20 protein-coding genes are annotated in these 24146 nt (G+C 72.0%); 12 read left to right on the forward strand and 8 right to left on the reverse strand.

The genetic code is table 11. The annotated features are described in order from the left end of the window. Window positions 1–6 precede the first annotated feature (6 nt). Together J2S41_RS21200 and J2S41_RS21205 are read left to right on the forward strand one after the other, a co-directional pair. Window positions 7–741, forward strand: coding sequence for a hypothetical protein (locus J2S41_RS21200; protein WP_310369792.1), 735 nt, complete (start codon window positions 7–9; stop codon window positions 739–741). Then, a complete protein-coding gene (locus tag J2S41_RS21205) occupies window positions 741–3059 on the forward strand; it encodes an amino acid adenylation domain-containing protein (RefSeq protein ID WP_310369793.1) in 2319 nt (772 codons plus the stop codon). Before J2S41_RS21200 ends, J2S41_RS21205 begins: the two co-directional genes overlap by 1 nt. A 930-nt stretch (window positions 3060–3989) precedes the next feature. Here the strand turns inward: J2S41_RS21205 and J2S41_RS21210 are convergent. The 8 genes from J2S41_RS21210 to J2S41_RS21245 form a co-directional block, all read right to left on the reverse strand. Beyond that, complete coding sequence (locus J2S41_RS21210; RefSeq protein WP_310369795.1) at window positions 3990–4643, reverse strand: Pycsar system effector family protein; 654 nt, start codon at window positions 4641–4643, stop codon at window positions 3990–3992. A 113-nt stretch (window positions 4644–4756) separates the two neighbouring features. Beyond that, window positions 4757–7255: a phenylalanine--tRNA ligase subunit beta gene (gene pheT / locus J2S41_RS21215; RefSeq protein WP_310369797.1), complete on the reverse strand. Its 2499-nt coding sequence runs from the start codon at window positions 7253–7255 to the stop codon at window positions 4757–4759. Between the two features lie 24 nt (window positions 7256–7279). Next, window positions 7280–8341, reverse strand: a complete 1062-nt coding sequence (gene pheS, locus J2S41_RS21220) for a phenylalanine--tRNA ligase subunit alpha (protein WP_310369799.1) — start codon at window positions 8339–8341, stop codon at window positions 7280–7282. 145 nt (window positions 8342–8486) lie between these two features. Next, window positions 8487–9311, reverse strand: a complete 825-nt coding sequence (locus J2S41_RS21225) for a TrmH family RNA methyltransferase (protein ID WP_310369801.1) — start codon at window positions 9309–9311, stop codon at window positions 8487–8489. An 86-nt stretch (window positions 9312–9397) separates the two neighbouring features. Further along, window positions 9398–9790: a 50S ribosomal protein L20 gene (gene rplT, locus J2S41_RS21230; protein WP_306832152.1), complete on the reverse strand. Its 393-nt coding sequence runs from the start codon at window positions 9788–9790 to the stop codon at window positions 9398–9400. 34 nt (window positions 9791–9824) lie between these two features. Next, the gene (gene rpmI / locus J2S41_RS21235) at window positions 9825–10019 is read right to left on the reverse strand and encodes a 50S ribosomal protein L35 (RefSeq protein WP_310369806.1); all 195 of its coding nucleotides are present in this window, start codon (window positions 10017–10019) and stop codon (window positions 9825–9827) included. A 65-nt stretch (window positions 10020–10084) separates the two neighbouring features. After that, window positions 10085–10735, reverse strand: coding sequence for a translation initiation factor IF-3 (gene infC / locus J2S41_RS21240; protein ID WP_310369808.1), 651 nt, complete (start codon window positions 10733–10735; stop codon window positions 10085–10087). A gap of 982 nt (window positions 10736–11717) precedes the next feature. Continuing rightward, window positions 11718–11987, reverse strand: a complete 270-nt coding sequence (locus J2S41_RS21245) for a hypothetical protein (RefSeq protein WP_310369810.1) — start codon at window positions 11985–11987, stop codon at window positions 11718–11720. 159 nt (window positions 11988–12146) lie between these two features. Here J2S41_RS21245 and J2S41_RS21250 point away from each other — a divergent pair, with 159 nt between their 5' ends. The 10 genes from J2S41_RS21250 (at window position 12147) to J2S41_RS21295 (ending at window position 24135) form a co-directional block, all read left to right on the forward strand. Beyond that, complete coding sequence (locus tag J2S41_RS21250; protein ID WP_310369811.1) at window positions 12147–12911, forward strand: hypothetical protein; 765 nt, start codon at window positions 12147–12149, stop codon at window positions 12909–12911. Continuing rightward, window positions 12908–13312 carry a phage holin family protein gene (locus tag J2S41_RS21255; protein WP_310369812.1) on the forward strand — a complete coding sequence of 135 codons (405 nt, stop codon included), beginning with the start codon at window positions 12908–12910 and terminating at the stop codon, window positions 13310–13312. Before J2S41_RS21250 ends, J2S41_RS21255 begins: the two co-directional genes overlap by 4 nt. Continuing rightward, complete coding sequence (locus J2S41_RS21260; protein WP_310369813.1) at window positions 13309–13995, forward strand: DUF3618 domain-containing protein; 687 nt, start codon at window positions 13309–13311, stop codon at window positions 13993–13995. The genes J2S41_RS21255 and J2S41_RS21260 overlap by 4 nt, the downstream gene beginning before the upstream one ends. Before the next feature lie 353 nt (window positions 13996–14348). After that, entirely contained in the window at window positions 14349–14954 is a 606-nt protein-coding gene (locus J2S41_RS21265) for an RNA polymerase sigma factor (protein ID WP_310369815.1), read from the forward strand. Between the two features lie 244 nt (window positions 14955–15198). Further along, the gene (locus J2S41_RS21270) at window positions 15199–16488 is read left to right on the forward strand and encodes an extracellular solute-binding protein (protein ID WP_310369816.1); all 1290 of its coding nucleotides are present in this window, start codon (window positions 15199–15201) and stop codon (window positions 16486–16488) included. Window positions 16489–16499: 11 nt separating this feature from the next. After that, window positions 16500–17420 (forward strand): carbohydrate ABC transporter permease, encoded by a 921-nt coding sequence (locus J2S41_RS21275; RefSeq protein ID WP_310369817.1) that lies wholly within the window; start codon window positions 16500–16502, stop codon window positions 17418–17420. Further along, window positions 17420–18232, forward strand: coding sequence for a carbohydrate ABC transporter permease (locus tag J2S41_RS21280; RefSeq protein ID WP_310369818.1), 813 nt, complete (start codon window positions 17420–17422; stop codon window positions 18230–18232). Before J2S41_RS21275 ends, J2S41_RS21280 begins: the two co-directional genes overlap by 1 nt. Before the next feature lie 12 nt (window positions 18233–18244). Next, a complete protein-coding gene (gene arfA, locus J2S41_RS21285) occupies window positions 18245–19744 on the forward strand; it encodes an arabinosylfuranosidase ArfA (RefSeq protein ID WP_310369820.1) in 1500 nt (499 codons plus the stop codon). A gap of 18 nt (window positions 19745–19762) precedes the next feature. Next, window positions 19763–20905, forward strand: a complete 1143-nt coding sequence (locus J2S41_RS21290; RefSeq protein WP_310369822.1) for a GDSL-type esterase/lipase family protein — start codon at window positions 19763–19765, stop codon at window positions 20903–20905. Between the two features lie 26 nt (window positions 20906–20931). Further along, window positions 20932–24135 (forward strand): S8 family serine peptidase, encoded by a 3204-nt coding sequence (locus J2S41_RS21295; protein WP_310369824.1) that lies wholly within the window; start codon window positions 20932–20934, stop codon window positions 24133–24135. Window positions 24136–24146: the final 11 nt, after the last annotated feature.

A 24146-nucleotide genomic window follows, 5' to 3' on the forward strand; every position in this document is an offset into this window, starting at 1 on the left:
CCATCCGTGTCAGAGACACTGCACTCGTCCATCGTCGTGATGGATGTCGAGAACTCCAGCGCACTGGGAAATCACGAGAAGCCGATCGTCCGCAGCGACCTCCGGCGCCTGACCGAGGACGCACTCGATCGCGCCGGGATCACGCCGGACGCCCGCACCATCGAGGACCGTGGGGACGGCATCTACCTGCTCATCTCGGCCGGCGTTCCCAAGCGCCGGCTGTTTGCGACGTTCCTCCCGGCCGTGGACGAATCGCTTGCGGCCAGGCGGGTCGCCGATCTGCCGCTTCGTCTCCGCGTCGCCGTGGCCGCCGGCGAGGTGACACCCGACGAGCAGGGATCCAGCGGGATCGACGTCGACCGCGCGTTCGGTATGGCCGATCACCAGACGGCCCGCGACGCGCTCGCCGCCGACCGCCGGGCCCGCATGGTGGTCGTGGTCAGCGAGTCGCTCTACGAGAGCGTGATCACCGCGCAGTCCGCGCTCGACCCGACGCGGTTCCGCCACTACCGTCTCCCGCTCAAGCAGGCAGAGGTCGGCGTCTGGATTCACCTGTCGGGCGTCGCGCAGCAACCTCGCATGCCGAAGCGGGAGAGCACGCCCGTACCGGCCGCCGCGCAGCAATCACCACTCGGCATCTCGCAGAGCGTCGCCGGCCGCGACCACATCGGCCGGGACAGCATCGCCCCCGGCCGGGACTACGTCCGCGGCGGCCGCGTCCACAACGGTGGGAGCGCGTGATGGCGGAGGACGGCGGAATCACCGAGACGGCCGAGGCACCGCCGGACAAGCCGCCGAAGGAGAACAGCATTCCGTCGCCGGAGGCGGCCAAGCGGAAGGCCGGGGCGCAGAGGAAGAAGAGTAAGGAACGGGAGAAGCCAGACGGCGAAGACGAACCCGAGGACAGCAGGGAGGATGACGAGGCCGCCTACGACCAGCGAGAGGCCGGCGACCTCATGGCGCTGCTCAAGAAGGTCATCGACGACGAGTTCCGCGCGCTGCGCCTCGAACAGCGCCGCGCCTACGACGGCGCCTTCCGCAACCTGGCGCTGCCCGTGGTGGACCAGCACACCGAGCAGAACATCTATCTCGGGCTGGACCGGCGGGAGGACGACGGTCTCGGCAGGCCGCTGCCGGACAGTCTGCTCGCGCGGGTGCAGTCGGAGTTCGTCGAACCCGACGGCTATCGGCAGGCCTGGACGCGGCTCGAGAGCAAGGGCCTGATCATCCTCACCGCGCCCCGGGGATCGGGGCGAACCTACAGCTCGTACCACCTGCTGGATGCCGTGTGCGCACGAGGCGTACGGGAGCTCACGGCGCACGACCTGCCGCGGCTCGACCGGTCGGCGGCCGAGGACACCGGCTTCGTCTGTGCCGAGGTGCCGCCGGAGATGCTCGACGCCCATCGCCTCGGGGCCCTCGCCGAGCGGCTGCGGGAACGCCGGTGCCGGGCGGTGCTGATCGCGGACCGGCCGGCCGGCGCGTGGCCGACCGGGATCGCCGGCTACGTCGCGCGCCTCGACGGCCGGCCGCGACCGGAGGACATCGTTCGCCGCTACCTCGCCGCGCACGCGACCGAACTCGACGACGCAGGCCTGGATGCCATCTGCGCCGATCCGAAGGTCGTCGCCGTCCTTCACTCCTTCACGCCGGAGACGGGCACGCTGGGTGGCATCGCGGACTTCGCGGGCAAGCTCCTCGGCGCGCACCGCGGTGAACTCGCCCTCGACGAGGCCTGCGCACAGGCGGACCGCGCGGACGACGACCTGGCGGAGTGGTTCCACGCGCTGACCATGCTGGAGGAGAAGGCGTTCGCCATCGCGCTGGCGGTGCTCAACAATCAGCCGCTGCCCGTCGTCGCGGACGCCTCCCGCACACTCACGGCGGCGATCAGGCACGCGGAACGACCGGACAAGGCTCCGCCCTCGCACGCGTTCCGCCGTACCACCGCCCAACTCCTCCGGGTGGCACGAGCCGGGCGCTGCGCCGCCACCGACACCGGCGAGCACGGCGACTATCCGGTGGAGCTGATCCGATCGGAACGTGCCGACTATCCCCAGCGGATGGTCACCGTGATCTGGCGGGAATACCCCGAGTTACAGCCCCTTCTCGTCAAGTGGCTCGGTCACCTGAGCATCCACGGTCGCAGCCCACGCGTGCGCGCGCAGGCCGCCACGGTCGTCGGGCTGCTCGCCGAGATGGACTTCGCCGGCATCTACCACTCGCTGCTGCGCCCGTGGGGCGACGGCTTCCGGGAGGAACACTGGGACGCCGTGGCCGCCGCGCTGCGCGTCTCCGCGCTCAACCCCGCGCTCCGCGACACCGTGTGGACGCTACTGGAGCGGTGGGGCGACCCGGAGAAGGTTCGCACATGGGACGAGGCCCGCGTCCGCGGCACGGCGAAGCCGGAGGACAAGGAGCCGCCGCGGTACCTGCGGTTGCGGCGGCACGCCGTCGCCGCCGCACTCGGTGCCAGCGTCGGGCCGACCGACCTGCCGAGGGCGCTGGAGATCCTGGGAAAGCAGGCCGACAGTCCGAACTACGGGCTGATGCGGCAGGTGTGCCGGGCCATGGCGGACCTCTTCTCGTCCACCGGGCCAGCCGGCATGGCGCTCGTCTTCCAGACGCTCGCCGAGTGGGCCGTCTCCACCTGGCCACCCAAAGTCGAGACCGCACTGACCTGCTTCGTCCAGATCCTCATCGACCTGGACGTGGAGGACCTCAACGACGGTCCGACCGGCGTCCTGGACACGCTGGACTGCTCACCGGAACTTCGCCGGACCGTGGCCAGGCTGTGGCGGCGGGCCATCAACATCTTCGGCTTCGAGGTCCCGGCGATGAAGGCGCTCCGGCATCTCGTCGAGGCCGCGGAACGGTCACCCGACCACCGGGAACCGCTCTGCCGGCTCGTCACCGCGATCCCGAGCACGCCGCGGGATCACCGCGTCCTTCAGTTCCACCTGCAGCGTCTGCGCGCGCGCGAGGAGTGCGAGCAGACGTCGACCTTGATTCTCGGCGCACTCGCACCGAAGGAGAGCGAGTCTCATGCCTACGCCTGACCTGAACCCGATCCTGCGGGACTCGGCGATCTCGCTGCTCGACTGGGTCACGATCAGCCGGCCCACCCGAGGCAATACCTCCATCGTCTATCTCGATCAGGATGGCGTCCCGCACCAGAGCAGGCCCCCGATCGGGCGGCGGCTCACCGGGTCCTTCCGCTGCTTCGAGATAGACACCGCACTGCATACCCGGCTCGTCCGCTGGGAGCCTCCCGCACTGGAGGAGGCCTTCCGCTTCGTCGGAATGATGCACGTGACCTGGCGGGTATTCGACGCCGCCGTGGTCTCCGCCTGTGGAGTCACCAACGCTGAGTCGATCTTCGGCCCGTTCCTGGACCAGCGGCTCCGGCAGATCACCCGGCGATTCAGCATCGAGGAGTGCGCGGCCGCGGAGAGCGAGGTGAACCTCGACCTCAAGGCCGCGCCCTTCCGCCTGGACCACGGTATCGAGGTCAGCTCGTGCTGCGTCACGCTCCGGCTCGACGACCGCGCCGAGAAATACCTTGCGGAGCGGGAGACCATCCGCCGAAACGGCGAGCGCGCCCGGGCGCAGCACGACCTCGCGCTGATCAAGGATCAGCTCGCCACCGCGGAGGCGGAGCTACGGTACCGGCTGGAGACCGGACAGGCCGCCGCCGCGCACCGCCTCGCCATGACGAAGCACGAGTACGCGGCGAAGGAGGCGCGGCTCAAGCACGCGCTCGAGCAGACGATGAACGAGCACGAGATCCTGCTGAAGCGGAAGCGGGTCCAGTTCTACCGGCTGGCGCTGGAGGACCGCAACCTCGGGCTCCTGGCGCTGCAGCTCATCGAGCACCCCGGTGACATCTCGGCCGTGGTGCGGATGCTGCGCGAGCGCAGCGACCACTTCTTCGGAACGGCTCAGAAGATGATCAGCATTCTCGACAATCACAGTGGCGAACTCGCCGACTACGACCCCATGCGGCAACAGACGATCCAGCACCTCCAGGAGGCACTGGCCTGGGCCGCACGCGAGGCCAGGACGACGGACGACGTCCCTACCGCCGCGAACGACGTCGCGCCGGACGACGAGTTCCCACCGTCCGACGAGTAGGCGGTCGCACCGAGCCAGATGAGGAGGCAGGCCACCGCGAGGAACGTACTCACGGTGGCCCGCCGCACCCAGCGATACTTGAGGACGGCGATGCGGGCCAGCGTCAACGCCTGCTCCCATGCCTGCCGGCGACGTACCGCGGCGGTGGCGGGCCGCTCGATCTCGACCGGGGAGAGACGACCCGCCACCGGGAACGAGATCGGATTGACGGCCGACGCTACGGACACCGGCATCCGCGGCAGGAGCGCGAGCGCCGTGCAGGCGAGCGAGACACTCAGCGCCAGCAGCCCGGCACCGAGCCACACCGCGCCGGCGGCATTCATCGGCGCCGCACCGGCACGCTGGGCGACCGAGGTGATCAGCAGCCCTTGGATCGCGACCAGCAACACCGCCTTGCTGTCCGAGTTCTTCACCCACTGCCCGAACTCGGCAACGCTGTGCAGCGCAACCATCAGATCCTGGTCAAGGTCGCGTCCCGAATGCCGCCGCGGACTCCGCATGTTTGCCATGTCTCGATGAGACCGTGACGCACGACGGTGATCCACGTATTCGTCCACAGATCGGATCACGGACACGGGAAGAGCCCCGCCGCTCCGGCGGGGCTCTTCCGCAACGTGCGCCGCTACGCGCCGCGGAGGGTGGCGCCGAACTGTGACGCCGCCGCCGCGACCGCGGCGTCGCGGGCGGAGACCGCCTCCTCGACCGTCAGTGTGCGGTCCGGGGCGCGGAAGGTGAGCTTGAAGGCCAGGGACTTCCGGCCCTCGCCCAGTGAGTCGGACTCGTACACGTCGAACAGGCGCACCGCCTCCAGCAGCGGGCCGGCCGCGCCGGCCAGCGTGGCCTCGACGGCACCGGCCGGTACGTCGGCGGGCACGACCAGGGCCACGTCGATCAGCGCCGGCGGGTACGTCGACAGCGGCCGGGCCTGCACCACCGGCGCGGGCGGGAGCGCGGTCAGGTTGAGTTCCATCGCGCAGGTGCGGCGCGGCAGCTCCAGCGCGGAGATCGCCGCCGGGTGGAGTTCGCCGGCGAAGCCCACGATGGTGCCGTCGACCGAGATCGCGGCGCAGCGGCCGGGGTGCCACGGCGCCTCGTCGCCGGCCGAGACCGTGATCTCGCCGGCCGGGATGCCGGCGGCGGAGAGCACGGTGCGTGCGGCCTCGACCGCGTCGGCCCAGGTCGCCTGCCGGCCCTCCCCCCACCAGCCGGACGGGGAGGTCTCGCCGGCCAGCACCACGGCCACGTGCCACGGTTGCTTGGGCAGCGTGGCGTCCGCGGCGAACAGGTCGTCGTCGCTGGGGCGCTCGTCCACGCCCATCGCCGGCGGGCTGCCGGCGCCGGGACGCGGGTGGAAGACCGCGCCGATCTCGTAGAGCGCGAGGTCGCGCGTGCCCCGGCCGATGTTGCGGCGCAGCGTGGTGAGCAGCGGCGGCAGCAGCGTGCTGCGCAGCAGCGGCTCCTCCTCGGAGAGCGGGTTCGCCAGGCGCACCGCGGAGCGGCGGTTGTCCGAGGACGGCATGCCGAACGCGTCGAACACCGCGGCGGACATGAACGGGTAGTTGAGCACCTCCACGTACCCGTTCTCGGCCAGCGCGCGGGCCACGGACCGGCGGCGGGCCTGCGCGGCGGTCAGGCCGTTGCCGGGCGGCGCGGTCGGCAGCACGCTCGGGACCACGTCGTACCCGTCCAGCCGGACGACCTCCTCGACCAGGTCGGCCGGGTCGGTCAGGTCCGGGCGCCAGGACGGCGGCGTGACCGTGAGCACGTCGCTGGAGGTGGACGCGGCGACCGCGCAGCCGACCCGCTGGAGCAGGTCGATGACCTGGTCGCGCGAGTAGTCCACACCGATCCGGCGGGCCGGCAGCGTGGCGTCAAGCTCGATGAACCCGGCCGGGCGGCGGTAGTCCAGGTCGAGGATCTCCGCCGCGGCGGACGCGTCCGGGCCGCCGTGCTCGAGCAGCAGCGACACGGCGCGCTCCAGCGCGACCAGCGTGAGCGCCGGGTCGACGCCGCGCTCCCAGCGCTTCGCGGCCTCGCTGAACAGCTTGTGCCGCCGCGCGGTGCGCCCGACCATGACCGCGTCCCAGTGCGCGGCCTCGAACAGCACGTTCGTGGTGGTGGGCTGCACCTCGGAGGTCTCGCCGCCCATGACCGCGGCCAGCGAGATCGGCACGCCCGGCGCCTCGCCGGAGCAGATCACCATGTCCTCGGTGTCGAGCGAGCGAACCACGCCGTCCAGCGTGGTGATCTTCTCGCCCGGCAGCGCGCGCCGGACCAGCAGCGGGCCGTCGAGCAGGTCCGCGTCGAACGCGTGCATCGGCTGGCCGAACTCGAGCATCACGTAGTTGGTGATGTCCACGGCCAGGCCGATCGACCGTACGCCGGCCACCGCGAGGCGCCGCTTGATGAAGTCCGGCGACGGCGCCGACGGGTCGACGCCGCGGACCAGCCGGGCCGAGAACCGGTCGCAGCCGATCCGGTCCTCGACGGTGACCGGCCACGGCACGTCCTCGGTGCCGGCCGGGGCGGCGGCCAGCGCCGGGTCGCGGAACGGCACCTTGAGCGCGTGCGACAGCTCCCGGGCGAGGCCGCGGACGCTCATCGCGTACCCCCGGTCCGGGGTGATCTCCAGCTCCAGGATGATGTCGTCCAGCCCGACCAGCGGGCGCGCGTCAGTGCCCGGCACGTGGTCGCCGGACAGCACGATGATGCCGTCGTGGTCGTCGCTGAGCCCCAGCTCGGCCGCGGAGCAGATCATGCCCGCGGACATCCGGCCGTAGGTCTTGCGGGCGCCGATCCTGAAGCCGCCGGGCAACTCGCCGCCGGGCAGGATCACGACCACGAGGTCGCCGGCCGCGAAGTTCCGCGCGCCGCAGACGATCTCCTGCGGCGCCTCGTTGCCGACGTCGACCGTGCAGAACCGGATCGGCTTCTTGAAGCCGGTCAGCTCCTCGATGGTGAGCACGCGGCCCACCACCAGCGAGCCGGTGACGGTCGCCGCCTGGTCGACGACCGAGTCCACCTCGATCCCGAGGGACACCAATGCCTGCTCGACGTCGGTGCCGGTGAGGTCCACCGGCAGGTCGACGTGTTCGCGCAGCCAGGAAACTCCGATGCGCACAATTCCTCCGCTTAAAAGAAAGTCTCAGACGGCCATGCCGTACGCGGTCGTGAAGCGCACATCGCCCTCGACCATCTCGCGCATGTCGGAAATGCCGTGGCGGAACATCAGCGTCCGCTCGATGCCCATGCCGAACGCGAACCCGGAGTAGCGGTCCGGGTCGATGCCGCAGGCGACCAGCACGCGCGGGTTGACCATGCCGCAGCCGCCCCACTCGACCCAGCGCGGCCCGTCCCGGTGCTGCGGGAACCACACGTCGAACTCCGCGGACGGCTCGGTGAACGGGAAGTAGTGCGGCCGCCAGCGGGTGCGCGCGTCCTCGCCGAACATCGCGCGGGCGAAGTGGTCGAGCGTCCCGCGCAGGTGCGCCATGGTGATGCCCTCGTCCACGACCAGGCCCTCGACCTGGTGGAAGACCGGCGTGTGGGTGGCGTCCAGTTCGTCGGTCCGGTACGTGCGGCCCGGGCACACCACGTAGATCGGCGGCTTGCGGGTGAGCATGGTCCGCGCCTGCACCGGCGAGGTGTGCGTGCGCAGCACCTGGCCGGGCACGGTGAGGTGGAACGTGTCCATCAGCCCGCGCGCCGGGTGGTCGGCGTGGATGTTGAGCGCGTCGAAGTTGGTCCACTCGAGCTCGACCTCGGGACCCTCGGCGATCTCGTACCCCATGCCGACGAACAGGTCACCGATGCGCTCCATCAGCGTGGTGAGCGGGTGCCGGGCGCCGCGCGGGCGGCGGTCCCACGGGAGCGTGACGTCGACGCGCTCCTCGGCGAGCACGCGCGCGGCGCGCTCCACCTCGAGCACGGCCTGCCGGGCGTCGTACGCGGCCTGCACGGCCTGCCGGGCGACGTTGACCCGCTTGCCGGCGTCGGACTTCGCGGCCGGGGGCAGCGCGCCGATCTCCCGCCGGGCCAGCGAGATCGGCGACTTGTCGCCGAGGTGGGCGGGCTTCAGCGCGACGAGCGCGTCCAGGTCCGCCGCGCCGTCGAAGGCCTTGGTCGCCTCCGCGACCGCGCCGTCGAGGGCGGACTGATCCAGCAGGGCAACCTGCTTCGGGTCATACGGGTCATTGCGATAGGTCATGACTCTGCGTCTCCAACGCCTGCGGGAACCGGGACAGTCTAGTGACGCGCGGCGACGCCGCCGCCCACCGGTACCGAAGGCTCAGAGAGCGTGACTGATCAGGCTCGCTGCCCGCGCGCACCGGCGGGCTGGATAAACGAGCGGATCACGGTCGGTCACTCCTCGAAGCGCGTAGGGCTCTCGCCGAAGCATACAGACACACCGCCGCGGCCGCCGCGAGATTGAGGCTCTCCGCCCGCCCGTACATCGGCACCTTCACCCGGTGATCGGCCGCCGCCAGCACGTCCGCGGAAAGGCCATGAGCCTCAGAACCGAAGATCCACATGGTACGGACGGAGAGCGCCCCCGCGTCGGCCAGCGAGTCCAAATCCGCGTCGCCGTAGCCGGTGGCCGCCAGCACGGTCAGCCCCGCGGCCCGCGCCGCCGTCACCGCCTCCACCGGGTCCGGCCCGCGCACCACGTCCACGTGGAACAGGCTCCCGGCCGTCGACCGCACGCACTTGCCGTTGAACGGATCGACCGCGTCCCCCGCGAAGACCACCGCGCCCGCGCCCGCCGCGTCCGCGGTGCGCAGCACGGTCCCGGCGTTGCCCGGGTCGCGGATCTCCGCCAGCGCCGCGACCAGCCTCGGCCGCCGCTCCAGCGCGGTGGCGAGCGGCACGTCCGTCTGGTGGCAGAGCGCCACCACGCCCTGCGGCTGCACCGTGTCGGCCAGCGCGGCGAGCGCCTCGTCGGAGACCTCGGACACCTCGGCGCCCGCGTCCGTGGCCGCGCGGCTCAGCGACGCGTACCGGTGCAGCGCCTCGGTCGTGCCGAACAGCTCGATCACGGTGCCGGGCGACGCCAGCGCCTCCGCCACCGCCTGCGGTCCCTCGGCGAGGAAGCGGCGCGCGGCGTCCCGGTCCCGGCGCCGGTGCAGCTTGCGGGCGGCGGCGATCCTGGGCGTACGCGGCGTGAACAGGGATCTCATCCTTCGCGGCCGGAACAGCGAAGGCGCCCCGCACGGGAGCGGGGCGCCTCGGCTGTCGGAGATGAAGCGGGTGGAGCGGCTGGAACTCAGGCGGCCTGGGCGGGGGCGCCGCCGGTGCCCTCGGCCGCGACCGCGGCCTTGGCGACCTCGACGAGCCCGGCGAACGCCGTCGCGTCGTTGACCGCGAGGTCCGCGAGGATCTTGCGGTCGACCTCGACACCGGCCAGGCGCAGGCCCTGGATCAGCCGGTTGTAGGTCATACCGTTCGCCCGGGCGGCCGCGTTGATGCGGGTGATCCACAGCTGGCGGAAGTCGCCCTTGCGGTCACGGCGGTCCCGGTACGAGTACTGCATCGAGTGCAGCACCTGCTCCTTGGCCTTGCGGTACAGCCGGGAGCGCTGGCCCCGGTAGCCGCTGGCGGTCTCGAGCAGGGTACGACGCTTCTTCTGGGCGTTTACCGCCCGCTTGACGCGTGCCATTGAACTACTCCTTCAAAGTCAAGTGGCGCGCGCGTCAGCGGCCCAGCAGCTTCTTGATTCGCTTCACTTCGGACTTGGCCACCTCGACCGTGCCGGTCAGCCGGCGGGTACGGGTGGAGGACTTGCCCTCCAGCAGGTGACGCTTGCCGGCCTGCTCGGCAACGAACTTGCCCTTGCCGGTGACCTTCACCCGCTTGCCCATGCCGGTGTGGCTCTTCATCTTCGGCATTGAAAGCCTCTTCTTCCTGATACAGGCCGGGGGTTCCCGGCCGGTTGTGGCCGGGAGGCCGGCCGTTACTGGCCGGGGGTCCCGGCCGCTCCACCCGCGTCCGCGCCTTCGACGACGGACGCCGCCGCCACGGGCTCCTCGGCAGGTGCCTGGGCGTCCTCGTCCCGGGGCGGGCGAGGCGCCTTGGCGCTGGCCGCGACGCGTTCCGCCGCTGCCGCCTTGGTGGCCCGGTGCGGGGCCAACACCATGGTCATGTTTCGGCCGTCCTGCTTCGGCGCGGCCTCCACGTACCCCAGTTCCTGGATCTCCGACTCGAGCCGGCGCAGCAGGCGGTAGCCCAGCTCCGGACGGCTCTGCTCGCGACCACGGAACATGATCGTGACCTTGACCTTGTCGCCCGCCTTCAGGAACCGCACTACGTGACCCTTCTTGGTCTCGTAGTCGTGCGGATCGATCTTCGGGCGCAGCTTCATCTCCTTGATGACGGTCTGCTGCTGGTTTCGCCGGGCCTCGCGCGCCTTGAGTGCAGACTCATACTTGAACTTTCCGAAGTCCATGAGCTTGCACACCGGCGGACGGGCCATCGGCGCCACCTCGACCAGGTCCAGATCGACATCCGCGGCCAGCTGCAGGGCGCGCTCCAGCGGGACGATGCCCACCTGCTCACCCTCAGGGCCGACCAGTCGGACCTCTCGCGCCCGGATCTGATCGTTCACGCGTGGTTCGGCGCTGATGGGGCCTCCTCATAACTGCTTCCCACGCCCGCCGGCCGGCCGGCGTGGGTCTGGCTGACGACTCGCCCGCCTGCCCCGGCGGATCGAGCCTGCGCACACGGCGTGCGCCGTCGGCCACAAGCAGAAAGGCCCCGGCGACAGTGCACGCCAGGGCCCGCTCGACCGGTCACGGCTCGCGACCACGCCGTTGAGCGTGGCGACGAGCCACCGCACTGCGAGCGCGATGCGCCCGAGGCGGTCTGACCGGACCCGGACGCTCAGGGCGACTCGGGTGGGAGCAGGCGCTCCGCTTCATCACCACCACGCAGATTCAGGATCAACGATCATGGACATGCGTGATGGTCAGGTCGACCCGTCGAGTCTAACAGGCGCTCCACGAGGTCGCTAACGACCCCGGCCCACACCCACCCGAGGGCCCACGGTCCCGCTGTGGCCGATGATCAGAACCGCCGCACGGGACCGGGATATTCCCGGCCGCGGCACGCCCACTCCCCCGCCCGACCCGGCGGGCACCCGCTGAGCTCCGCCCTCGCCCGGCGCCGCGACCCGTCGCGATCGACCCAAGCCGGGCGGCGCCGGGCACGTCGCGATCAACCCAAGCCGGGCGGCGCCGGGCACGTTGCCGGCCGTCGCCCGAGGCGGATCGCTCAGGCACACCACGGCCCCCGGGTCCGCTGGGCACGTCGCCCGTGGATCGGGCATCGCGGACAACCTACGTGAGGATCAACGGCCGCCCGTCCCGTGGTCTCACGTGATCGCCCCACCGTGTGAGGCTCCGGCACGTTATTCGGCGTGAATTACGTGCCTGCGGCTCAGATGGTCGAGGCCGACCCCCAACACTCACCCTCAATATGACGAAATTTCGGGCGCCGAGACAGGGGGCCGGGGAGCGTGAGCCGTGCGAGAGCCCGGGCGGCGACCGTGGGCCGCCGCGGTCGCGGCGGCCCCGGGTGGGTGACGGGCGTCAGGAGGCCGCGTTCGGGTCGACGTTCGTGGCGACGCGCTCGGCGGAGTTCTCGGCGCCGTCCATGGAGCCGGACGGATTTACCACGCCGTCGTAGTTGTACACGGTCGCGGAATCATGAGTTTTGCTCGTACGAATATAGCGGTGCACCAGTCCGTCATTCTCGATTTCGATCAGGCCGGTATCGCCCGCGTGCCGGGTCTCACCGTCGTACGGCCCTCCGACCAGTGCGGCGTCCGTACCATCAATGTTCTTGGAATGGTCACTCATGAGCGCCGGGTACCCGTTCTGAACGCGCTCAAACGGGCACGAAATTTGGCGTGATCGTCCGCATGACCATCGGCTTACCAGGGTAGCCAGATCACCGCACGGCCGATTGAGATGGCCGACATTCGTCCCCTGGATAAAACCCGATTGGAGGGCACTGAGATGACGGACATCGCCACGTCCCGTTCAGCGTCCGAGACCGACGGCCAGACGTCCGCCACCGAGACCGCGAAGCAGCAGGCCCGCGAGGTCGGCCACACTGCAGTCGAGGCGGGCGGCAATGTGGCCGGCACCGCCAAGGAGGAGGGCCGCCGCGTCGCCGAGGAGACCTCCCGGCAGGCGCGTCACCTCTACCACGCCACCCGCGACGAGCTGCGCTCGCAGGCCGGCGCGCAGCAGCAGCGCGCGGTCGGCGGCATCCGCTCGGTCGGCGGCGAGCTGCGCTCGATGGCCGACGCGAACGAGCAGCAGGGCCCGGTCGGCGACTACGCCCGCCAGGCCGCCGCGCGGATCGATCAGGTCGCGGACTGGCTGGAGTCCCGCGAGCCGGGCGCGTTGATCACCGAGGTGAAGGAGTACGCGCGCCGGCACCCCGGCACGTTCCTGGCCGGCGCCGCCGTCCTCGGCCTGCTGGCCGGCCGGATCACCCGCAGCGTCGCGGCCGAGGTCACCGACTCCGCGCCGTCCGGCGGCGGCACCACGCCGGCCCCGGCCACGCCGTCCGCCACCACGACCACCACGGTCACCGCGACCGCCCCGGTCCCGGCCGCCCCGGTGCCGGCCGCGCCGGTCACCACCGCGGTCGTCACGCCGGCCACCACCACGCTGCCGCCGACCACCGAGCCCGATCCGCTGTTGCCGCCGGTGACCGATCCGCTGGCCCCGCCGGCGACCGAGCGCCCGTACCCGGGAGATGTCCGGCCATGACACAGGGTCCCGATGTGTCGCAGCGCTCCTTCGGGGAGCTGCTGGGCGAGGTCACCCAGGACCTCTCCACGCTGGTCCGCCAGGAGGTCGAGCTGGCCAAGGCGGAGATGCGCCAGGAGGCGTCGAAGGCCGGCAAGGCGGCCGGCCTGTTCGGCGGCGCCGGAGTCGCCGGCTTCCTGGTGGTGCTGTTCCTGTCGTTCGCCCTCTGGTGGGGCCTGGCCAACGTGATGGACCAGAGCTGGGCCGCGCTGATCGTGGCCGCGCTCTGGGCGATCGTCGGCGGCGTGCTGTTCACGCTGGCCCGCGGCAAGGCGCGCGAGATGCGCGGCCTGCCGCAGACCGCGGAGACCGCGAAGGAGATTCCCCAAGCCCTCAAGCCGAATCGTGGAGGCGTGTCATGACCAGCGATCCCGACCAGATCCGCGCCGAGATCGAACGTACCCGCGCCGGCCTCAGCTCCGACGTGGACGCGCTCGCGTACAAGGCGAGCCCCACCCGCATCGTCGAGGAGCGCAAGCAGCGCGTGCGTGACGCGCTCCGTAGCACCCGGGAGAAGATCATGGGAACCGCCTCCAACACCGGCTCGGCCGTGAGCGGCAAGACCTCGGACGCCGCGCACGCGGTGTCGAGCACCGCGTCCGGCGCCGCGCAGACCGTCTCGGACAAGGCCTCGGGTGCCGCGCACGCGGTGTCGGAGAAGGCGTCCGACGCGGCGGACGCGATCCGTCAGGCCCCGGCCGTCGCCCGCGCGAAGACCGAGGGCAACCCGCTCGCCGCCGGCCTGATCGCGTTCGGCGCCGGCTGGCTGATCTCCTCGCTGCTCCCGCCCACCCAGAAGGAACGCGAGCTGGCCGCCAGCGCGAAGGCCGCGGTCCAGGAGAACAAGGAGACGCTGGTCCAGGAGGCGAAGCAGCTCGCCGGTGAGCTGCAGGAGAACCTGCGCGGCCCCGCCGAGGAGGCGGCCGGCCGGCTCAAGGAGACCGCGACCGACGCGGCCGAGACCGTGCGCGGCGAGGGCCGCTCCGCGGCCGACGGCGTCAAGCAGCGCGCCGCGGAGGCCCGCGAGGAGGTCCGCTCCTCCTGAGCGTCACAGCAAGGCAGCACCCCGGGAGCGCCGGTCCACGTCGGACCGGCGCTCCTCCGCGTCGCGCCGCCGGAAACGCGTCGCGCCACCGGAAACACGTCGCGCCGCCGGAAACACGTCGCGCCGCCGGAAACACGTCGCGCCGCCGGAAACACGTCGCGCCGCCGGAAACGCGTCGGCCGTCCGGTCACACAACCGACACCGAGGAGCCGAGCCGGGGCCCTCCGAATGTGCGAGGCTTTCCGCAGGGCCGGAAGCCGCCGGGGGGCGGCACGGCACCCGGATACCGCACGCGTCCCGCACGGCCGAGGACGGGCGGGTCGCGAGCGTCTCCCAGGGGGATGGAGACCTCAGTGACCAGGTTGGACGGATCGACACAGGACATCGGAGCGCTCGTCACGGCCGCGTCCCGGGGGGACACGCGGGCCTGGGACACGATCGTGGCCCGGTACGGCGGACTGGTGACCGCGGTGTGCCGGCAGTGGCGGCTGAGCGACGCCGACACCGCCGACGTGAGCCAGACCGTCTGGCTGCGCCTGTTCGAGCAGTTGGACCGGCTGCGTGACCCGCGGGCGCTGCCCGCGTGGCTGCTGACCACCACCCGGCGCGAGTGCCACCACGTGCACCGGGCCGCCAAGCGCGAGCTGCCCGGCGCGATCGCCGCGCGGCTGGAGGGGCAGGCGGACGCCACCGCCGCCTCGATCGACGACGGCCTGCTGCGCCGGGAGCGCCGCGCGGCCGTGCGCGCCGCGTTCGACGAACTGCCGCCGCACTGCCGTGAGCTGCTGGAGTTGCTGCTCAGTGACCCGCCCACGCCGTACGGGGAGATCAGCGCCCGGCTCGGCGTGCCGTGCGGCGGCATCGGGCCGAACCGCGCCCGCTGCCTGGACCGGATGCGGCGCAATCCCCGGTTCCGCGCGTTCATGACCGAGCCGGCCGGGCCGCCCCGGAGCCGATGACAGCTAGTGATGCCGCCCCTGCGCGCGCCAGACCTCGTCCCGGTCACCGGGCGAGGGGCCCTCGACCACGGGGCGGGGATCGAGGGTCAGGCGGGGGCCGCCGATCGGGCGGCGGCCCCCGTCGCATTAACCCACATCACTGGCGTTCATCGACGTCCCCCCATTGACTTTGCTCATTGTGAGCGCTAACACTCTTCCCACACGTAACGCACCCGACATACGCGAGTACGAGGGGATGCGATCCATGAACCGTCGTCAGGTGCTGCTCGGCGCCGCCGCGGTGATGGGCGCCGCCGCGTGCGGCGCACCGTCCGGCAACGACCGGCTGCGCTACTGGAACCTCTTCGGCGGCGGCGACGGCGTGCGCATGGTCGAGCTGATCGACGCGTTCGCCGCGAGCCGTCCGGACCTGGACGTCAAGGCCTCCACGCTGACCTGGGGCCCGCCGTACTACACGAAGCTGTCGATGGCCGCGGCCGGCGGGCGCGCGCCGGACGTGGCGATCCTGCACCTGGCCCGGCTGTCCAGCTTCGCGCCCGGCCGGCTGCTCGACCCGTTCCCGCAGGAGCTGCTCACCGCGGCCGGGATCACGCCGGACCGGTTCCTGCCGGCGATCTGGGACCGGTGCGTGGTGGACGGGCAGGTCTACGCCATCCCGCTGGACACCCATCCGTTCGTCATGTACTACAACACCGAGCTGTGCCGGCGGCTGGGGCTGATCGGCGCCGGCGGCGACCTGGTCCCGCTGCGCGGCGCGGACGACCTGGTGGCCGCGTGGTCCGAGGCGCGGAAGCTCACCGGCGGGTACGGCCTGGTGCTGGACACCTTCGGCGTCTCCCCGTGGCGGCTGTGGTGGACGCTCTACCGCCAGCTCGACGGCGACCTGCTCACCGAGGACGCCACCGCGCTGGTCATCGACGACGCGAAGGCGCTGCAGGCGCTGGACTTCATGCGCCGGCTCTCCGTCACCGACGCGGTCGCGCCCGGCCAGATGCTGCTCTCCGGCGCGGTCGCGCTGTTCGGCAGCGGCAAGGCCGCGTTCCTGTTCAACGGCGAGTGGGAGGTCACCACCTTCCAGACGCAGAAGACGCCGTTCTCGATGGTGCCGTTCCCGGAGGTCTTCCCCGGCACCAGCACGGACGGCATCGCGCGCACCCAGGCCGACTGCCACACCTTCGTGCTGCCGCACCAGCGGGGGCGCACGGCGGAGGGCAGCCGGGCCGCGCTCGACTACGTGCGGTTCATGCTCGACCGCAGCGTGGACTGGGCCGAGGGCGGGCACGTGCCGGCCTGGCTGCCGGCCACGCGCAGCGCGGAGTACCTGGCGCTGGACCCGCAGTCGCGCTACCGGGACGCGGCCGCGACCGCACAGCTCGATCCGCCGGCCTGGTTCAGCGGCTCGGCGTCCAACATGGAGACCCTGGCCGGATCGGCGTTCGGCGCGGTGCAGGCCGGCACGCTCACCCCGGAGGCGGGGCTGGCCCGGTTCAAGGCCGACATGCAGCGCCTCATCGACACGCCCGCACCGGTCTAGGGAGGCAACCGATGGCCGTGGAGACGGTTGACACGCCGGTGCGGGACACGGTTCCCACGCCGGCACGCGGGGAACGATCACTCACCGGGCTCTGGTTCGCGCTCCCGTTCCTGGTGATCTACGCGGTCTTCATGATCTGGCCGATCCTGGCCGGGCTGTGGAGCAGCCTGTTCAACACCAGCCTGGCCGGCGGCGACGTCGAGTTCCTGGGGCTGTCCAACTACGCGGAGCTGGCCCGGGACGGCGCGGTCTGGGACTCGCTGTGGAACACGATCTACTTCACGCTGCTCAGCACGCCGCCGCTGGTGCTCGTCGGGCTGGTCATGGCGCTGCTGGCGCACCGCGCACGGCGTACCGGCTGGTTGTTGCGGTTCTCGTTCTTCATGCCGTTCCTGCTGCCGGTCACCGTGGTCGCGCTGATCTGGCTGTGGATCTACCAGGCCGACTTCGGGCTGCTCAACGCCGCGGTGCAGTGGTTCGGCGGCGGCCGGGTCGCGTGGATCAACGATGAGCGGACCGCGATGTGGGCGGTGGTGATCTGCACGCTCTGGTGGACGGTCGGCTTCAACTTCCTGCTCTACCTGGCCGCGCTGCAGGGCATCCCGCGGGAGCTGCACGAGTCGGCCGCGGTGGACGGCGCGAGCCCGCGCCAGCGGCTGTGGCGAATCACGCTGCCGCTGCTGCGCCGCACCACCGGGCTGATCCTGGTGCTGCAACTGATCGCGTCGCTGAAGATCTTCGACCAGGTGTACCTGCTGAACGAGGGCGCGGCGGCGCCGATCACCCGGCCGCTGATCCAGTACGTGTACGAGCAGGGCTTCACCTCGTACCGGATCGGCTACGCGAGCGCGATCTCGTACCTCCTCTTCCTGATCATCATGCTGGTGGCCTTCGCCCAGTTCAAGATCTTCCCGGCCGGGAGGGACGACTGATGCGCACCCGTCTACCGCTCTCACTCCTCGGGGTCGCGGTGGCGATCCTCTGGCTCATCCCGCTGGCCTGGGCGATCGACACGTCGATCAAGCCGGAGGGGGAGACCACGCGGGTCCCGGTCACCTGGATCCCGGACGTGTTCACGCTGGACGCCTACCGGGACGTCTTCACCGCCAGCGACGTGCCGCTCTGGCTGCTCAACAGCCTGGTGGTGGCGACCGGCGTGACCGTGCTGACGCTGGCCGCGGCCAGTCTCGCCGCGTACGGCTTCTCCCGGCTGGACTTCCCCGGCAAGAACTGGCTGTTCGCGCTGATCCTGGCCGGCATCATGGTGCCGCCGCAGGCGCTGATCGTGCCGCTGTTCCACCAGATGCAGTCGCTCGGGCTGATCGACACGTACTGGGGCATCATCCTGCCGCAGCTGGCCGCGCCGGTCATCGTCTTCATCCTGAAGAAGTTCTTCGACGGCCTCCCGCGCGAGTACGAGCAGGCCGCGGCGCTGGACGGCGCGAGCCGGCTGCGGATGTTCTGGAGCGTGGTGCTGCCGATGTCCCGGCCGGTGCTGGCCGCGGTCGGCGTGTTCACGTTCGTCGGCGCGTGGAACAACTTCCTGTGGCCGTTCATCGTGATCAGCGACCCGGACCTGATGACCGTGCCGGTCGGGCTCGGCACCGTGCAGAGCTCCTACGGCCTGCGGTACGCGGAGGTCATGGCGTCCGCCGTGATCGGCGGCCTCCCCCTGGTCGTCGTCTACGCGTTCCTGCAACGGCACGTCATCCGCGGCGTCGGCGACGCCGGACTCAAAGGTTAGGAGTCTTCCGAAGTGCAGCACGCGACAGTCACGCTCGACCCCGCGTTCACCGTGGCCCCGGTGCGCCGGCGCACGTTCGGCTCGTTCGTCGAGCACCTCGGCCGCTGCGTCTACACCGGCATCTTCGAGCCCGGCCACCCCGCCGCGGACGCGGACGGCCTCCGCCAGGACGTGCTCGCGCTGGTCCGGGAGCTGGGCGTGTCCATGGTCCGCTACCCGGGCGGCAACTTCGTCTCCGGTTACCGCTGGGAGGACGGCGTCGGGCCGCTGGACCGGCGGCCACGCCGGCCCGACCTGGCCTGGCACACGATCGAGACGAACCGGTTCGGCACGGACGAGTTCCTGCGCTGGTGCGGGCGGGCCGGCGTGGAGCCGATGATGGCGGTCAACCTGGGCACCCGTGGCGTGGCCGAGGCCGTCGACCTGCTCGAGTACACCAACCACCCGGGCGGTACGCACTTCTCCGACCTGCGCGCGGCCAACGGCAACCCGAAGCCGTACGACGTGCGGCTCTGGTGCCTCGGCAACGAGCTGGACGGGCCGTGGCAGGTCGGGTTCAAGACCGCCCGGGAGTACGGCCGGCTCGCCGCGCAGACCGCGCGCGCCATGCGCATGCTCGACCCGAACCTGACGTTCGTGGCCGTGGGCAGCTCCGGCTCCGGCATGCCCGAGTTCGGCGCGTGGGAGGCGGAGGTGCTCGCCGAGACGTACGAGGAGGTCGACCTGATCTCCGCGCACGCCTACTACGAGGAGGTGGACGGCGACCTCGGCTCGTTCCTGGCGTCCAACCTGGACATGGAGCACGTGATCCGCGCGGTCACCGCCACCGCGGACCACGTCGGCGCGCGGCTGAAGTCCACCAAGCGGATCGGCATATCGTTCGACGAGTGGAACGTCTGGTACCTCAGCCGCTTCCAGAACCAGCCGCCGCCCACCACCTGGGAGACCGCGCCGCGCCAGCTCGAGGACGTCTACCACGTGGCGGACGCGGTCGTGGTCGGCAGCCTGCTCATCTCGCTGCTGCGGCACAGCGACCGGGTCGAGGCCGCGGCGCAGGCCCAACTGGTCAACGTGATCGGCCCGATCTTCACCGAACCGGGCGGGCGCGCCTGGCGGCAGACGATCTTCCACCCGTTCGCGCAGGCCTCCGCGCTGGCCCGCGGCACCGTGCTGCGCGTCGCCGTGGACTCGCCGGTCTACCAGACGCCGAAGTACGGCGACGCGCCGCTGGTCGACGCGGTCGCCACCCGGGACGACGACACCGGCGAGGTGGCGCTGTTCGTGGTCAACCGGTCGATCGACCACCCGGTCCGGCTGACCATCGGCACCCGCGCGTTCGACCGCGACCTGACCATCGGCGCCGCCACCGTGCTGGCCGACGACGACGTCTACGCGACCAACACCGCGGACGCGCCGGACCGGGTGGCGCCGCGCCCGCACCCCGGCGTCACGCCCGGCTCGCTCGACGTGGTCCTCCCGCCGGTGTCCTGGAACGTGGTCCCGCTGTCCTGAGGCGTCTAGTTTTCAGGGATGGACACCGCACTTCTGCGCGGTGCGCTCGAGATCGAGCGCACCGCGCACGGCCTGCTCCCCCACCGGCTGCCCGGGTGGGCCCGCGCCCAGGCCGACGACCCGCAGCTCGCCATGGTCGAGGCCGAGCCCTCCGGGGTACGGCTCGCGCTGCGCACGGCCGCGACCTGGATCGAGCTGGACACGCTGCCGCTCCGGTGGAGCTACACCGGCGTGCCGGCCCGCCCGCCCGTCGCCTACGACCTGCTGATCGACGGCGTGCTCGTCGCGCGCGCCGTGGCGGACGGCGGCGACGACGTGGCGATCGACCTGGCCACCGGCGCGCGCACGCACACCACCGGGCCGGTCGCCACGCTGCGCTTCGACGGGCTGCCGGCCGGCGAGAAGGACGTGGAGATCTGGCTGCCGCACCGGGAGCGGACCGAGCTGCGCGATCTGCGCGCGGACGCGCCGATCGCGCCGGCCACGGACACCGGGCGCCGGGTCTGGCTGCACCACGGCAGCTCGATCAGCCACGGCTCGAACGCGGACGGCCCGTCCACCACCTGGCCGGCGCTGGCCGCCCGGGCCGGCGGCGTCGAGCTGATCAACCTGGGGTTCGGCGGCAACGCGCTGCTCGACCCGTTCACCGCGCGCGTCATCCGGGACACGCCGGCCGACCTGATCAGCGTCAAGATCGGCATCAACGTGGTGAACGCGGACCTGATGCGGCGGCGGGCGTTCCGGCCCGCGGTGCACGGCTTCCTGGACACGATCCGGGACGGCCACCCGGACGTACCGCTGCTGGTGGTGTCGCCCATCCTCTGCCCGATCCACGAGGACACGCCGGGACCGGGCGCGTTCGATCCGGACGCGCTGGCCGAGGGCCGGATCGCGTTCCGCGCCACCGGGAATCCGGCCGAGGTCGCCGCCGGCCGGCTGACGCTGCGCGTGATCCGCGAGGACCTGGCCCGCGTGGTGGCCTCCCGCGCCGACCCGCGACTGTCCTACCTGGACGGGCTGGAGCTGTACGGCGAGGCGGACGCCGCGTCGCTGCCGCTGCCGGACCGGCTGCACCCGGACGCGGCGACACACCGGCTGATCGGCGAGCGCTTCGCCGCGCGCGTCTTCGGGGCCGATCTCTGGCCAACCGGCACAACCTGATCGGCGATCCTCGTGTCTATACCGTCGTGAATGTCTACTTACGACGAACGATCGCCGCGCTAGCCGCGTCCACGGTGGCCGTCACCGTGCTCCCGGGCACGCTGACGGCCGCACCCGCCACCACCCCGTCGCCGACGCCGGCCGACGCCCGTACCGTCACACTGATCACCGGTGACCGGGTCACCGTGCACGACGGCGGGAACCTCACGTTCGACCGCGGCGAGGGCCGCGAGCACATCAGGTTCGGCGTCGAGCGCCTGAACGGGCGCATCCAGGTGATCCCGTCCGACGCGCGGGCGCCGCTGCGGCAGGGCCGGGTCGATCCCCGGCTGTTCGACGTCACCCGGCTGATCGAGTCCGGCTACGACGACCGGGCGCTGCCGCTGCTCGTCGAGGGTGCCGCCCCCGGCGCCCGGGCGGCCGGCACGCTCCCCGGCGGCCTCACCGCCATGGACGCCGACCCCGCCGGCGGCACCTGGAAGACGCTGACCGACGGCGACCGTCAGCGGCGCGCCGGCATCACCAAGGTGTGGCTGGACGGCCTGATGCGCCCGTCGCTGGACGTGAGCGTGCCGCAGATCGGCGCGCCCACGGCCTGGGAGCACGGCCTGACCGGCACCGGCACCACGGTCGCGGTGCTGGACACCGGCATCGACGAGACCCACCCCGACCTCGCCGGCCAGGTGGCGGCCGCGCGGAACTTCACCGAGGGCGAAGAGGGCGACCGCGACCTCGTCGGCCACGGCACGCACGTCGCCTCCACCATCGCCGGGACCGGCAGCCGGTACCGCGGCGTGGCGCCCGGCGCGAAACTGCTCGACGGCAAGGTCTGCTCGCTCCAGGGCTGTGCCGAGTCGTCGATGTTGGCCGGCATGCGCTGGGCCGCCGAGCAGGGCGCGGACGTGATCAACATGAGCCTCGGCCAGTACGACATGCCCGGCGACGACCCGGTCGAGGCCGCGGTGCGGACGCTCACCGACGAGTACGGCACGCTCTTCGTGGTCTCGGCCGGCAACTCCGGCGACCGCGAGGGAACGGTGGAGAGCCCCGGCAGCGCGGACGCCGCGCTCACCGTCGGCGCGGTGGACAGCCAGGACCGGCTGGCCGGCTTCTCCAGCCGCGGGCCGCGCCAGGGCGACCACGCGATCAAGCCGGAGATCACCGCGCCCGGCGTGGACATCGCGGCCGCGCGCAGCGCGGACGCGGTCGAGATGGTGGACCCGGGCCCGGACGAGGGCTACACGTCCGCGGACGGCACGTCGATGGCCGCGCCGCACGTGGCCGGTGCCGCCGCGCTGCTCGCCCAGCAGCACCCGGACTGGACGCCCGAGCGCCTGAAGTCCGCGCTGGTCAACTCCGCGAAGCCGCACCAGGACACGCCGGTCACCGCACAGGGCTCCGGCCGGGTCGACGTGGCCCGCGCGATCAGCCAGGCCGCCACCGCGTCGCCGGCCGTGCTCAACTTCGGATTCCAGTCCTGGCCGCACCAGGACGACGAGGTCCGGACCGCCACGGTCACGTACCGCAACAGCGGCACGGCCGACCTGACGCTCACGCTCGGCACCGCGAAGGCCGGCAACCCGCTGCCGGACGGCCTGGTCACGTTCTCCGCGCCGGCGGTCACCGTGCCCGCGGGCGGCGAGGCCTCGGTGACGGTCAGCGTCGACACCCGCGGGGACCTGCCGGACGGGTTCCTCGGCGGCGCGATCACCGCGACCGCGGGCGACCTGGTGCTGCGCACGCCGTTCGGCGTCCAGCGCGAGGTGGAGAGCTACGACGTGCCGGTGACCGTGCTCGGCCGGGACGGCGCCCCGGCCGGCGACTACCGGGTCATCCTGATCGACAAGAAGCAGCGGCAGGGGTACGGCGCCTGGCCTGACGGCGGCGGGACGGTCCGGCTGCCGAAGGGCGAGTACGCGCTCAGCGTGAACATCGGCGAGGACACGTACCTGGCCCAGCCGCACCTGCTGATCGACGCCGGCACGTCGCTGACACTGGACGGCCGGACCGCGAAACCCGTCTCGCTCACCGTCCCACGCGCGGACGCCGAACTGGAGAGCATGTGGATCGGCTCCGGCTCCACCTGGTACAGCGCCGGCGTGGGCGCCTCCGGCAAGGAGGCGATCTTCGTCGGGCGGATCGGCCCGGAGACCGCCACGCCGGACTACAACTCCTACGTCATCGCCACGTTCGGGCAGCGCAACGCGGTGGGTGAGTTCGACGGGACGCCGTACCTGTACTCGGCGTTCTACCTGACGCCCGGCACGATGATGGACGGCTTCACGCACGCGGCCACGCAGTCCGAGTTCGCCACCGTGCACGCGGAGCACGGCACGCAGGCCGCCGTGGACCGCGCGGCCAAGGCCCAGTTCGCCATGCACGACGCGCTGAGCGGCGCCGCCGCCAGCATGCTGATCTATCCGGCCGGGTTCAGCCGCACCGAGTACTACAACGCGGACCACGGCGTGCGCTGGATGCCGTTCATGATGGAAGCCAGGATGACCCCGAGCGGCTGGCACGAGTACCTGTCCGAGCTGTGGGCGCCGGCCACCGCGTACCGGCCGGGCAAGACCACCACCGAGACCTGGAACCGCGCCGTCTTCGGCCCGGCGTTCCCGGACGACCGCCCGGTGGTCGGACGGGTCGACGAGTACATCTACGCGAACGCCGCGCTGTTCGGCGACGGCGCGGGCCGCGAGGGCTCGTCGCCGGTGACCGGCGCGCGCCTCGCGCTGTACCAGGACGGCCGGCTGCTCCGCGAGTTCGGCGACACGTACGGCGAGTGGGCCGCGCCCGCGTCGGACCGGCCGTACCGGCTGGACATGACCGCGGACCGCGGCGCCCCGCACCGGCTCTCCACCACGGTCTCCGCGAGCTGGACGTTCACCTCCGGACCGGTCACGCCGGGCGAGACCGCCGCGCTCCCGCTCTCCACGGTGATCTTCACTCCGCCGGTCGACGCCGCCGGCGTCGCACCCAAGGGGCGCGCGTTCGCCGTACCCACCCGGGTCGCCGGCCAGGCGAACTCGGACGCCGCGCCGAACCGGTCGCTGTCCGTGGAGGTCTCCTACGACGACGGCAAGACCTGGTCCGCGGCTCCGGTCCGCCACGGCGCCACGCAGCTGCGGCACCCGGCCACGGCCGGTTTCGTCTCGCTGCGCGCCACCGCCACCGATCGCGCGGGCAACACGGTCACCCAGACCGTGATCCGCGCCTACGAGATCCGCTGATCCGTCGTTCC

The sequence above is a fragment of the Catenuloplanes atrovinosus genome (assembly GCF_031458235.1).
Taxonomy (GTDB): domain Bacteria; phylum Actinomycetota; class Actinomycetes; order Mycobacteriales; family Micromonosporaceae; genus Catenuloplanes; species Catenuloplanes atrovinosus.